At 34.1% G+C, this 13,372-nt stretch carries 12 protein-coding genes and 3 pseudogenes; 14 read left to right on the top strand and 1 reads right to left on the bottom strand.

Translation table 11 applies throughout. The features are described 5' to 3' along the window. Positions 1–157 precede the first annotated feature (157 nt). The 4 genes and pseudogenes from EHV10_RS02910 to EHV10_RS02895 all read left to right on the top strand — a co-directional run bounded on the left by EHV10_RS02910 (position 158) and on the right by EHV10_RS02895 (position 3,436). Positions 158–1,252, top strand: coding sequence for a glycerol dehydrogenase (locus EHV10_RS02910; RefSeq protein ID WP_128673331.1), 1,095 nt, complete (start codon positions 158–160; stop codon positions 1,250–1,252). A 277-nt stretch (positions 1,253–1,529) separates the two neighbouring features. Then, on the top strand, positions 1,530–2,039 hold the full coding sequence (locus EHV10_RS02905) for a hypothetical protein (protein ID WP_128673330.1): 510 nt from the start codon (positions 1,530–1,532) through the stop codon (positions 2,037–2,039). A gap of 183 nt (positions 2,040–2,222) precedes the next feature. Continuing rightward, positions 2,223–2,450 (top strand): annotated as a pseudogene (locus EHV10_RS15345) (energy-coupling factor ABC transporter substrate-binding protein); the annotation flags it as partial. A 488-nt stretch (positions 2,451–2,938) separates the two neighbouring features. Then, positions 2,939–3,436, top strand: coding sequence for a hypothetical protein (locus EHV10_RS02895; protein WP_128673329.1), 498 nt, complete (start codon positions 2,939–2,941; stop codon positions 3,434–3,436). 519 nt (positions 3,437–3,955) lie between these two features. On the opposite strand, the gene EHV10_RS02890 is transcribed toward EHV10_RS02895, so the two are convergent. Then, complete coding sequence (locus EHV10_RS02890; RefSeq protein ID WP_128673328.1) at positions 3,956–5,818, bottom strand: IS1634 family transposase; 1,863 nt, start codon at positions 5,816–5,818, stop codon at positions 3,956–3,958. 368 nt (positions 5,819–6,186) lie between these two features. On the opposite strand from EHV10_RS02890, the gene EHV10_RS02885 reads away from it, so the two are divergent. The 10 genes and pseudogenes from EHV10_RS02885 to EHV10_RS02845 form a co-directional block, all read left to right on the top strand. Next, a complete protein-coding gene (locus tag EHV10_RS02885; protein ID WP_128673327.1) occupies positions 6,187–7,209 on the top strand; it encodes a nucleotidyltransferase domain-containing protein in 1,023 nt (340 codons plus the stop codon). Further along, entirely contained in the window at positions 7,199–8,008 is an 810-nt protein-coding gene (locus EHV10_RS02880; protein ID WP_128673326.1) for a nucleotidyltransferase domain-containing protein, read from the top strand. The genes EHV10_RS02885 and EHV10_RS02880 overlap by 11 nt, the downstream gene beginning before the upstream one ends. A gap of 98 nt (positions 8,009–8,106) precedes the next feature. Then, positions 8,107–8,992, top strand: a pseudogene (locus EHV10_RS02875) (Fic family protein). 198 nt (positions 8,993–9,190) lie between these two features. Then, positions 9,191–9,463 (top strand): nucleotide pyrophosphohydrolase, encoded by a 273-nt coding sequence (locus EHV10_RS02870; RefSeq protein WP_128673325.1) that lies wholly within the window; start codon positions 9,191–9,193, stop codon positions 9,461–9,463. A gap of 619 nt (positions 9,464–10,082) precedes the next feature. After that, positions 10,083–11,372 (top strand): antiviral reverse transcriptase Drt2, encoded by a 1,290-nt coding sequence (drt2, locus tag EHV10_RS02865; protein WP_128673324.1) that lies wholly within the window; start codon positions 10,083–10,085, stop codon positions 11,370–11,372. Between the two features lie 470 nt (positions 11,373–11,842). Further along, the gene (gene tnpA, locus EHV10_RS02860; protein WP_128673323.1) at positions 11,843–12,145 is read left to right on the top strand and encodes an IS66 family insertion sequence element accessory protein TnpA; all 303 of its coding nucleotides are present in this window, start codon (positions 11,843–11,845) and stop codon (positions 12,143–12,145) included. After that, positions 12,138–12,488: an IS66 family insertion sequence element accessory protein TnpB gene (tnpB, locus tag EHV10_RS02855; RefSeq protein ID WP_128673322.1), complete on the top strand. Its 351-nt coding sequence runs from the start codon at positions 12,138–12,140 to the stop codon at positions 12,486–12,488. The genes tnpA and tnpB overlap by 8 nt, the downstream gene beginning before the upstream one ends. Before the next feature lie 72 nt (positions 12,489–12,560). After that, complete coding sequence (locus tag EHV10_RS15100) at positions 12,561–12,686, top strand: hypothetical protein (protein ID WP_279221788.1); 126 nt, start codon at positions 12,561–12,563, stop codon at positions 12,684–12,686. A 20-nt stretch (positions 12,687–12,706) separates the two neighbouring features. Beyond that, on the top strand, positions 12,707–13,126 hold the full coding sequence (locus EHV10_RS02850; protein ID WP_128673321.1) for an IS66 family transposase zinc-finger binding domain-containing protein: 420 nt from the start codon (positions 12,707–12,709) through the stop codon (positions 13,124–13,126). Next, positions 13,089–13,350: pseudogene (locus EHV10_RS02845) on the top strand (tyrosine-type recombinase/integrase); the annotation flags it as partial. The gene EHV10_RS02850 and the pseudogene EHV10_RS02845, both read left to right, overlap by 38 nt. Positions 13,351–13,372: the final 22 nt, after the last annotated feature.

Below are 13,372 nucleotides of genomic sequence, written 5' to 3'. Positions count from 1 at the left end.
AAAATGATATAATAAGTAGTAATAAAAATCTACTTATCTAATAAATTAAATCCATGTAATTGAAAAATAAAATCTTTGTGCTACAATAGTCCTTAGCAATATATGTTAAAGTTTTGACACAGTTTCAAAGCTTTACGGTTTTAATGGAGGTTTTGTTATGAAACGTTTAAGAATGATGCGTGCACCACTCAAGTATGTACAGGGAAAAGGAGCTTTGCTTCAGTTCCGTAAGGAAATGGAGTATATGGGAAAGAGATGGTTGTTTGTCTGTTCAAACAGCGGTTACAACAGCTGCCATGAAGATTTGGAAAAGAGCTTTGAAGGAGAAGATGATTATCGCAGATATGAAGTCTTTGGAGGAATGTCAAGTATCAGCGAGATAAAGAAAATGCAGGACATTGTTGAGGCTGATAAGATTGATGTTGTTGTTGCGGTAGGCGGCGGTTCGGCAGTGGATGCAGCTAAGGCAACAGCATACTACATGGGTAAGAGAATAGTTATAATACCTACAGTTGCAGCTACAGATGCACCTTGTACAGGACTTTCGGTTATATATAATGATGACGGAAGCTTTAATAAATATTTATTCTATCCGCAAAACCCTGATGCGGTACTTGTAGACAGCAGTGTTATAGCTAAAGCACCTGTAAAGTTTTTGATTGCAGGAATGGGAGACGCTCTCGGAACATACTTTGAAGGAAGAGCTTCACTTCGTACAGAGTCACCAAGTTTGGAGAGTGGCGGTATTACAAGAGCAGGTATGGCGATTGCAAAGGCTTGCTATGATACCTTAAGAAAATACGGAAAAGCGGCTATAACCGCCTGTGAGAATAATGTTGTTACTCCGGCTTTGGATGCAATCATTGAGGCTACAGTTTACCTATCAGGTGTAGGAGCAGATAATGTAAACTGTGCGGCTCCTCACTCATTCTACAACGGAGTTACTTCACTTGGCGGACATGAGGCATATCATGGTAATTGTGTGGCATTCGGTACTTTGATACAGCTTACACTTGAGTGTGCGGATAAGGCCGAGTTTGAGGATATACAGAATTTCTGCCTTGAAGTAGGACTGCCTATTACACTTGCAGAGCTTGGAGATTTTTCAGATGAGGATCTTCATACTATAGCAAAGAATGCCTGCGTAAAGGGAGAAACAATACATAACCTTGCAGGAGACGTAACACCTGATGAGTTGTATGCGGCTATTATAGCTACAGATGCTTTAGGTAAGGCAAGACTTGGAAAGTAATTTATATACAATGAGTAAATGGGCTGTCACCAAATAGATATTTAGTCTGTTTGGTGGCGGCTTTTTTATGTTCTTTGTCAAATATTGGGGTGGATGGATTTTAAATCCATTTTTTTATGCCAAATGAAAAATTGTAATTGCATTTGTTATTTTAGCATTGGCAAAATAAACAAATGCCTTTGATTTACAGCTTACAATGCTTTAAAATAAATATTAAAGTAAGCGGTAAAGAGAAAATATATATGAAACCGGTGAGAATCCGGTGGCGGGAGGTAAAATGAAATCAAAACATGATGTAATAGTAATAAGACCGGGTTTAGTGTATTTGTTTTTCAGTTTTATGACCATAGGTTTAGGGGTTACAACATTTTGGGGGTTAGGCAAAGCTTTACCGTCAGATAATCCGGAGGTGGACAAGATGGCAAGGTGGATATTGCTATTATTTTTTTTGACTGTCGGAATAGTATCGGGATTATATGTGTTGCTTACCAAGATAAAAATTGATAATGAAAAAATAGAAATAACAAGGTTTCCTCTAAAAAGAAAGGAATATTTTTGGTTTGATATAACTACTGCAAAGATTATAAATGAGGCATTGGCTTACCCATGTGTGATATATACAGCAGAAAAAAGAATAGCAAAAGTACCAAGGGCATATATAGGCTATGAAAAGCTTCTAAATGAGCTAAGCAAAAGAAAAATTATTGAGGAAGATGATTTGTACCTGGAAGCCAGAGGAATGTTGGCATTTGATAAGCTAAAGCTTAGAGATCTCTTTAGAAGGTAGTGGGAATAAGGTTAAAGTATAATAAAAATAGATATGAGAATAGCATAAAATGAATGATAACAAAAAAGAAACTAATAGTATATAAAAATAGATATTATTAGAGGAGGAGCATAGTGACCGGCTATAAAAATATTCTAAATAAACCTGAATATGATTTTATAAATAAAGAGGAGGTGCTAAATAATGTCAAAGAATAAAAAACTTGTTATAAGCTTACTTGTAATAGTTGTACTGATGGCAATAGTGCCTTTATTTATGCTTAAGAATGCCGAATTTGGCGGTTCTGATGATGCCGGAAGTGAAGTGGTTTCAGAAATATAGGGCGGAGAATATGAGCCGTGGTTTAATCCGGTTATAGAAACCGTCTTAGGAAAGGAACTTCCGGGAGAAGTTGAAAGTCTGCTGCTTTGTAAGATGGATTGCAAGGCAGCAGCTTTTATTATAAAGTAACGGAATAAGCCGGTATGGATTTTTTTCAAATTTTTGTTTTAAATTTTTTATGTTAATGAATGTGAAAGAGGAGAATAGGCATATTTTGAGATTGTGTAAGTATATGTATGCAAGAGAAGATATGCAGTACACATAGAGTTTTAAGAAGATAATTTAAAATTATATTGTAGTTTATTAAAAAATCACTTTGTTCAATAAAGCTGATAATTTTCAGAAAAATCGTGATGAATATTAATAAAAGATTTGATAAAATATAAGTATCAAGGCAGTATTATTAAAATATAATTTACATTATATAGCCTTGTCGGTTGTTGTAATAAAGAGGTCAATGCTATAAAGTATGTTGGCGGATTTATACAACTAAGCTTTAGCTTTGAGCCGGGTGGCCGAATAAAACTGAAAGTATGTGGATTTTACTGCTAAAAAGTGTTTAATGAAGGGGGCGGAAGATGAAAACGAAGGATAGTAAAATAGTGATAAGACCGGGTAAAAAATATCTGACTTCAATATTTTTGTGTATATACATTACTCTTATGATGATTTGGGTTTTATGTAAAGTAGGCCCATCAGAAATTCTGGAGACGAAGGGGTCGGGTGTGTTGCCGATACTATTATTAAGTTCAAGTCTCGGAATATATTTTTTATTATTTGTTTTATTTACAAAAACAGAAGTAAGCGATAAAAAGATACTAATAAATCAGTTTCCGTTTAAAAGAAGTGAGTATTTATGGAGTGAGATAAGCCACGCAAAGATTATAGGTGAAGCCTCTGAATATCCGTGTGAAATCTATTCAGGAGGAAAGAGAATATTAAAAATACCGAGAAATTATTTTGGATATGAGAGGTTGTTTTATGAATTGGATAAAAGAAATATTCTCCGGAAAGATGATTTTTATGTAGCTGCCAAGGTAGCATTGGAGATAGATAAAAGAAGACGGCAAGATTAGTACAAGTAAAGCATGTGATTATTGTATAGGGGTATAAGAAAGTAAGAATTAGAGGTGGTGGAATGCGTTCAAAAACGGTTCGATAAGAGAAGAGCTGGGTATTACTATGCCAATATTGCACGAAAATGGAATGATTACAATAATTATAATATTATGTTAGATAGTTCGACTCCTGTAATTGACGGATGTGCTACGGTACTGAAAGGTTTGCTTTCTTATTAGATTCTCTGTAGAAGGGCACTATGTCTGAAAAAATAGGTGTGTGTAAAATCAATATAGCATTAAGAAAGTCAGAAATGGGTTATTCATTTTTGACTTTTTTAATTACTTACAATACAAAAAGCTAAAAACATGCATTTTCCAATAAACATGTAGTATGGAATGAGGCAAGAAGTGGATATTTTCACTATGTTAATATCCCATCTTCAACAGTTTGAGAATAGAAAAGTGGCTTAAAACCCTGTATTTACAAGGCTTTAGCCACTTTTTTAAGTATCTAAAAAATGTTGTATGGAAAGTTCAAGTTGAAATCTTTTTTATTTTTTTATTTAAATCTTTTGGCTGATAGTATTTCTTGTCCAATTCTAGATTAAAGATAGCATTTAATGATGTTAGTACTTGTGAATTATCATATGTTGACATATAGCATACATCTTCTAAATTAGCTACCTGCATATTGTTCAAAGTCTCTATAACATTCTCTACAGTGAAATGCGTTCCATACATATCCAGCTTCTTTTCCAGAATCCTATATATTAAAAGAACTGTGTAACAGACCATAAAGTGTGCTACTATTCGCTCTCTATTTTGATGAGATACAGGTCTGGCTGAAAAATTGGTTTTCATTATTCTAAAGCAATCTTCTATCTTGTATCTGTTTGAGCTAATCTCTAAGATATACTTAACTGAATCTTCAAGATTTGTTGCCACTGCATAGAATCCATCATACTTTTCTTCTTCATTTATGGCTTCTTGGTTAAGTTCGTAGGTATCTACAGCTGTTTCACCGGAGGATGTTGATGTGGTTCGTTTTATAAAACGAGTTATATCATTTGCCCCTTTTTTATAGGTTTCGGGATCCAGCTTAGTAAGGAGCTTCTTAGCCCTTTCTATCTGGCGATTTCGTATAAATCTTTGATATTCCATCATTTTTCTTGAGAATGAGACAATGATTTTTTGTGGAACTACGGCCTTTGACTTAACTTTCTTAATAGTACCATTCTTACATGCCTTTTCTTCATAAAGTCCAAGGTCAAATGCCTTATCAGCAGGGATTATCTTGTATATCCTATCATCGTACAGTTCTGCATTAACTTTATCAAACATATCAAAATCTTTCATTTGCTGAATAGTTGCAGGTTTATCATTAGATAATAGGCGATAATCAATATCACTAAAAATAGCTTCTTTTAACGTATTAGAAAGCATCTTTATGGATTGAGTAACAATAAAAGCTCTGCCACCCATAGAATTAAAATTTCTGATATTTAAAGACCCAAGACCGGCATCAGCACAATAAATAAACTTTTTGCCCTTAAACATAGTTATTAGCTTTTGTTCTAAAGGAATAGCAGTAGTTTGCTCATTATCAGAACCGGAAGTAATGCACATAGATAGTGGTATTCCATCTTTGTCCATAAATAGTCCCATTTGTACAATAGGATTTGGTCTATGTTCTTTACTCACACCATATTTTCGTAGACCTTTAGTCACTTCACCGGTTACCGGATCAATATAATCTTCGTCATTTGATTCTATTTCAAAGTAATAGTTTGAGCAGTCAAAAAAACATACCGAGGTATCTCTCTTTATTAATTTCGTACTTGCATCATATAGATGAGAAATATACTCATCGTAATGATCATACATGATGTCAAGTGTACGAAGAATGTGTTCGTAACCAAATGTGGGTTGCTCATAAAAGCTAACAAGATTCTGATGAGTACCTAGCTTGGAGTCAGGATTAAGTATACGAGAATAAGTTAGGAATCTATTTACCAGATTTGGGTCAAACTGTATTCTAGTATCTTTTATTATATTTTTGAAGAAGGCACCAATCTTAAGATCATGGTAAATTTGCTGAAGGAAAAAATATCCTATGTTTAAAAGTTTAGACTTAGATACTAAATCATCTTGATAGGTGATTTTTTCATTAAAGTCAAACTTAAAATCTAAAGCTACCGATTTATTGTTTTTTAACTCCTCATTATATCTTTTGACCTCATCAAGAGCGTAAGCCAGAGGGTCAGCGGTAGTTTTTAGAAGTTCGGAATGTTTTCCTATGCGAACCACATTTTTAGTAGTAGTCTTTTTTCCGTTTCGGATTCCTCTTTGAATAAAATAAGTAGGATCCTTCGATTTTTTGTCATACCAAAGTTTCATACTTCATTATATCATATAATACAACAAAATACAACAATAAAATAAAAGAAATTTGACACAGAAAACCCTTTATTTATAAGGCTTTAGAGGCTGTTTGCATGTAACAAACTGTTGAAGACCCGTTAGTAAATCATGAATCCCTTGCATATGTTATAAAAAGCTAGTATAGTGGGATGAAGAATTGCGGTGGACATATTTGGATTACACCTAGAAGAATCTGATGCGTCGGGTTCTTTTTTTTAACTGTTAATATGTACAAAGAATTTTAAAGTCAAATAGATAATTTTTAAAGTAGATAAGCTTTCAATGTAAAATCTGATTTTATAATTAAATGATTCTGATGGCTTTTGATAAGGAATGGAGGTATTATGACCGACTACAAAGCGATTTTAAATAAACCGGAATATGATTTTATAAATACTAATGAACATCTTGGGAAGCATGTGATACTTCTTGGACTGGCAGGAAGCTATGCATATGGGACAAATATAGAAGGCAGTGATATAGATATAAGAGGAATTACTCTAAACCAAAAGTCCGATCTTATAGGACTTACGCAGTTTGAACAGTATGTGGATGATAATACGGATACCGTTATCTATGCATTCAATAAAATGGTGAATTTACTTTTAAGTTGCAATCCGAATACAATAGAGTTGCTTGGCCTTGCACCGGATAATTATCTCTATCTTAATGATATAGGACAGATGCTTCTGGATAATAAAAGATTGTTTTTATCTAAAAGGGCTATTCAATCATTTGGAGGATATGCGGATGCACAGCTAAGAAGATTACAGAATGCACTTGCCAGAGACACATTTCCGCAAAGTGAAAAAGAGCAGCATATTTTTAATTCTGTAAAGAATGCAATGTACAGTTTTAACTCAAGCTATAAGAGCTTTGAAAACGGAAGTCTGGAAATTTTTATTGACAAGGCGATTAATCCTGAGCTTGAAACAGAGATATTTATCAATGCGAATTTGAATCATTATCCGCTAAGAGATTATGCAAGTATGTGGAATACAATGTCAAATGTTGTAAAAGACTATGATAAAATAGGTAAGAGAAATAAAAAGAAAGATGATCTTCATCTGAATAAGCACGCCATGCATCTTATCAGATTATTTATGATGGCCATTGATATACTGGAAAAGGGAGAAATCAATACATACAGAGAAAAGGAACATAATCTGCTGATGGATATCCGCTTTGGAAAATATCAAACAGATGAGGGAACTTTTTCGGACAGCTTCTATGATATGATGAGAGAGTATGAAAGACGTTTACATTATGCGGCTGAGCACACAGATCTTCCGGCTGAGCCGGATTTTAAGAGAGTTCAGGAACTTGTAATGACAATAAATGAAAGGGTGATTCGAGATGAGATATGAGAATTTTGAAGGAAATATAGAAGAATTGATTCGAATGAAGCTCAGAGAGATAGAAGAAAAAGAGAATATAAAAGTGTTACATGCGATTGAATCCGGCAGCAGAGCATGGGGATTTGCTTCACCTGACAGTGACTATGATGTAAGATTTATCTATGTAAGAAATAAAGACTTTTATTTATCCCTTCGTGAGAATAAGGATTTTATCGATTGGGAATTAAACGAGGTGCTTGATATCAACGGTTGGGATATAAAAAAGGCATTGAAGCATTTTCACAAGTCCAATGCCACATTATTTGAGTGGAGCAATTCTCCTATTGTGTATTATACTACGGATGAATGGAAGGAGCTTTACGACAAAACGGCATCCAAATACTTTGCATGCAAATCGGCACTTTACCATTACTACGGTACGGCAAAAAAGAATTACTACGATTATCTATGTGCTGATATGGTAAATTACAAAAAGTATTTTTATGTACTTAGACCTATTCTTGCCTGCAAATGGATTGATGAAAAGAAATGCCCGCCACCGGTACTTTTTTATGAATTAGTTAATGCTGTTCTTGAGGAAGATATGAAGGCGGCAGTAGAAGATTTGCTTGCAAAGAAGGTAAGAATGTCTGAAGCCCAAAAAGGCCCAAGGGTTGAGGTGATAAATAATTATATAGAAGAGAAGTTGGACTATTATAAGGCAATTGTGGAAACAATGGAGGATGACAGGAATACTGATTGGTATGCGTTGGAAGAGGAGTTTAGAGGGGTGATAGATGTATTTGATGTATCGGCTGAAAAAAAGTGAAATAGATAAAATAGATAGTGTTTTTGCCGATAGTGTGACATACTAATCAGTAGATTAGCATGTTTTGGATTTAATTTATGTTGGATAGAGGATGGCATATGAAATACCTTTTAGTTGCTAAAATAGCAAAAAAATGGAATATGTCAGAGCGTAGTGTCAGAAACTACTGTGCCAAGGGCGTGTGAACGGTGCGTTTCTTACCGGTAAGACATGGAACATTCCGGAAAACGCAGAGAAACCGGAGCGCACCAACAAAAGAAAAGAAGAACCGATTACTCTGTTGGATATTCTGAAAGAGCAAAAGGCAAGTAAATACTTCGGTGTTATCATAAGACACAGATTGATTTGACCTATAATTCTAACTATATGGAAGGAAGCCGCTTGACATACAATCAAACTAGGTATATTTTTGAAACCAACACCATCGGTGTAGAAAAAGAAGTGCTGAATGTGGATGACGTGATTGAAATAGCAAATCACTTCCGTTGCATTGATATGATTATTGATCACGCAAAAGCGTCTCTGACCGAGAAGTTCATCAAAGAACTTCACTTGGTTTTGAAGAATGGCACCAGCGATTCCAGAAAAGATTGGTTTGCTGTTGGCAATTATAAGAAACTCCCGAATGAAGTTGGTGGTATGGATACAGCCATTCCGGAAGAAGTTGCCGATAAAATGAAGATCCTGCTGACGGAATATAACGATAAGGAAGAAAAGACATTTGAAGATATTCTGGACTTCCATGTGAAGTTTGAGCGAATCTATCCGTTCAAGGACGGTAACGGTAGTGTGGGAGGATTGATTATGTTTAAGGAGTGTCTGAAATACAATATTGTTCCATTTATTATTGATGACAATCTGAAAATGTTCTATTACCGTGGATTGAAGGAATGGGACAACGAAAAAGGTTATTTGACCGACACCTGTCTGACAGCACAAGATAAATATAAAGCATATTTGTATTATTTTAGGATTGCCTACTGAAATTGAACAAAACAATATGGTGTGTGGGGTGAATACATGATTATTTATGCAGGTACAAAAAGTGGATTTATGATTGATACAGAAAATGATTGTTTGGAAACAAGATTATATGAAAATATAAAATTATTGCACGGATGTTGCCTTGGCGCAATATTTTAAGAAGTCCTTAAAACAAAAATGATAAAGGGATAAAAGTTTGTGAAGGAAAAAACAATAGAGCGTATCCGCAAATTTACAGAAGACCGGAAGTGGAATCAATTTCATAGTCAAGCAAATCTTGCAAAATCGATTGTGATTGAGGCTGCAGAGTTGTTGGAGTGTTTTCAGTGGAGTGATACAGAGTATGATTTGCAGCATATAAAAGAAGAACTGGCAGATATACTTGTTTATTCACAAAATCTTCTAGATAAATTAGAACTGGATGCTGATGAAATTGTGAACATGAAGATGAAACAGAATGAAGCAAAGTAGCCGGTGGATAAAGCAAAAGGAAATGCAGCGAAATATACGGAGCTGTAGTCTGCTTAGTATCAAAGGTGTGAGTTGAAAGAAATGGCCTTGTTGTTTTGAAACGGGGATAGTTTATTATTTTTTCACGAAGAAGATTGCAGGCTTCGTTGAGTGTGGTTTTGACACTAATTTGACACCACAATGACGTAGAGTTACGTAGATGGAGAAGAGTCATGATATGATGATATATATGCCGGATGGTTTCCTGAAAGGGAGATTATCTGGTGTTTTTTACAAATTGAAAAAAACAAAAAAATGTGGTATTATGTTAATGCCTTACAAGTAGTTGTAAGGGATGGAGATTGTTGTCAACAGTTCTGTAACCAACTCATAAGAGAAGGTCGGAGCCTGTCTGTTAGTACAGATGACCAATTCGGTCAGGACTAATAATAAGATAGTTAAGAACATAATGTTGTCCTCCTGCTTGATTATAACATAATTAAGTATTGCATCAACAGGATAGCTAGCAATCAAATATTGACATTAGTCAATCATAAAGATTACTAAGATTAAGTGTATACCCATCAGCTAAGGAACGCTATCCTCCATGCTGATGGGTATTGCAAATTTAGGAGAAAATATGAATGCCAAAGACTGGATTTCTGATCCAAAGGTTATTGAAAAGAGTAAAAAAGGATATGCACATTTTGATTTGAGGATGGATATATCCAAAGCGGCCGGATATGTTACGAATCCAGATAAAGTTGCTCATCATGGATTCTATCCGTTTATTCATTATGTGATGAAAATAAATAAATATAATAAACAGAAGGGGAAAAAATCAAAGGAAAGGGAGATCTGTTATGCTGCGCACATTGATAGGTGTATTTATCAGTTTTATAGTGCAATTTTAAATGAGAGCTATAACCTATATTTAGATAAAGAAGGTATAGATTCGGTTTCTGTTGCATATCGGACAAATTTGCAAAAAAGTAATATTCATATCGCAAGAGAAGCTTTTGATTACATACGAGAACTTGGTGATGCATATGTAATGATAGGAGATTTTACAGGTTTTTTTGATAATTTAGATCATGAATATTTAAAGAGACAATGGTGTACGGTAATGAGATTTGACACTTTACCAGAGGATCATTATGCTGTATTTAAAAATGTTACAAAATATAGCACTTGGGAATTGGAAGATCTGCTTAAGATTACAAGCTTAAATTTAAAAGAATTCAATAAGAGAAGGATTGCTTTAGATAAAACAGAATATAGAAAAAACAGAAAACATATTTCAAAAAATACAAAGTCTTATCAAATTCCACAAGGTTCTCCAATTAGTGCGGTATTGGCTAATATATATATGATCGATGCAGATAAGTATGTTAACGAATACGTTACGTCATTAGGTGGGATATATAGGAGATATAGCGATGATTTTATCGTGGTCATTCCTAAAAAAGATAATACAATATTTGTAATGGAACAAGTAATAAATATTTTGAGGAAAACGCCAAGACTACAGTTAGAACCTAATAAGACACAGATATTTGAAATTCAAGAACAAATAATTGAAAATGTAGGGGATAAATTGCTGTCTGATGCAGATAATAGTAAAAAGGTAATAAATTTTCTGGGATTTACATTTGATGGTAAAAACATTATGGTTAGATCTAAAACGATTGGTAAATATTATTATAGAATGTACAGAAAAGCAAAATCAATATCAAAAAATCCTCATTTAGAAGGAAAGGCTAACTTATACAAAAAATATTCTGTGCATGGAGCAACCGCTAAGGTGGGTAACTTTTTTACTTATATTATGCATGCAGAAGATGCTTTTGGTGAAGATGAATTAATATATCGTGATTTGAAAAATCATATTCCTAAAATTCGAAGAGCACTTAATAATAGTAAAAAATAGTTTTATTATAATATTATTGAGTGATATTGATTTACATAGATACGAATTTTGCTGTGACAGTATAAATACTGGATGGTTTTCTGAGAGGAAACTATCCAGTGTTTTGTAAAGTGATTAAAATGGGTTAGGCGAAAAATCGTAAACGCTTAATAGCTAGTACGATTAAAAATTAAGGGGCTGTTGCAAAATAGATGAGTAATCATCTGATATGCTCCCTTTTTAATGCTTAAAAACAGAAAATGGACTTCGAAGAGTCCGCAATCTATGGTATAATCCCATCTTTGACACTTATATAAACAAAAATCGTTGTAAACCCTTATGTATAGCGGATTACAACGATTTTTATATTTGTTGCGGTCTGTCGATGTGTATATTTTTTGTATTGAAATGTAAGCGTCAATTCAAGTACGCCTCCCCATAAATAAACTTCCACTATAAAATAATCTTATACTAAATATGTGGAGGTGCCTATGGCTAAATATTCTAAAGAAGAAAAAGAGCAATTTATTGAGGCGTTTAAAAATAGTGGATTAAGTATCGCAAGCTGGGCTAGGAAGAATGGATTACCTATTTCAACAGTCACAAGATGGGTGAGTAAACATGATAAGAAATCAAAGCACTCTAAGGATGTTAAATTTATTGAAATCAAGACAACACAAGCCGGCAAGACTCTAAAGATGGAGATAGGTGCTGTCAACATCGTAGTGGATAGATATACTGATCTTAAACTACTTGCAAAGGTAATCAAGGTGGTGAATGAAATAAATGTTTAACTATGACAACTATCGTGTAATTCTTTCTTGTGGTGCTACTGATATGAGGGAAAATATAAACGTATTAGCTGAAATTGTTTATAGCAATTTCAACCTTGATCCAAGAGATAAGGTAATATTTGCTTTTTGTAACAATGCGAGGGATAGAGTAAAGCTTCTTGTATGGGAAGATAATGGATTTTGGATTCATTTTAAAAGAATTGAAAAAGGACATGTGGTTTGGCCGTCACAAAGTGATACAGAAATCACTATGGATTTATTAATAGACGATTTGAAAAATATAATCATGGCACTGGGAACAAAACAAAAAATCAAGCGTAGTGAAGTCTTCAAAAAGTGTTGATTTTAGTGGATTCATCATAGTTTTTATAGTATAATCTTTACATAAATATTTGAGATTTGGAAGTTCGGTAAAATGAAAACTATAGATGAATTGCAAGCAGAAATTGCCGGACTTAAGGCTATCTTACAGGATAAAGACAAAGAGATTGAGGCTTTAGAAAAGATAAAAAAGGAAAGAGTGAACGGATTGCTAAGTTAAATAAATTAAATAATTGGTATATGGAGCAACTGAAATTAAAAGCAAAAGAGAAATTTGGCAAATCAGGCGAAAAAGCTATTGATGGACAACTTTCTCTTTTTGATGTCTTCAATGAGGCTGAGACATTTAGAGAGCCAATTCAAAGTGAGCCACCACAGGAAAGTATTATACCTGAGCATGAAAGAAGAAAAGCTAAAAAGGGAAGTAAGTTTAATGACATTCCTGTTGAGGTAGTTGAATATAAATTAGATGAAAGTGAACAGGTATGTGATAACTGCCACAGGCCACTTACAGTTATGAAGAAAGAGATAAGAAAAGAACTGGTGGCAGTCCCTGCTGAGATTAAGGTTATAGAGCATGTGACTTATGTTTATAGTTGCAGAAACTGTGACAAGAATGGAGAGAGTGCAGATGCCGAATATTACGCCACGCGTATGTAGACACACCTATTGTAGCAACCAAGCTAAAGCAGGTATGAATCCAAAGATACTGCAATATCTTATGGGGCATTCAGATATTAGTGTTACGATGAATGCGTACACGCATATCGGATTTGATGATGCAGAGGAAGAATTGAAACGAATGGAAGAGTTCAGAAACGCAGGCTGAGCTTGAGAAGCAGAGGGAAAAGCCTGTGTCACAGAGGATATTTAAGGCAATTTAATAATAGAATATAATGACGTTCT

This window comes from Lachnoanaerobaculum gingivalis, assembly GCF_003862475.1.
In the GTDB taxonomy this organism is placed as follows: domain Bacteria; phylum Bacillota; class Clostridia; order Lachnospirales; family Lachnospiraceae; genus Lachnoanaerobaculum; species Lachnoanaerobaculum gingivalis.
This window is presented reverse-complemented; position numbering and strand designations above follow the sequence as displayed.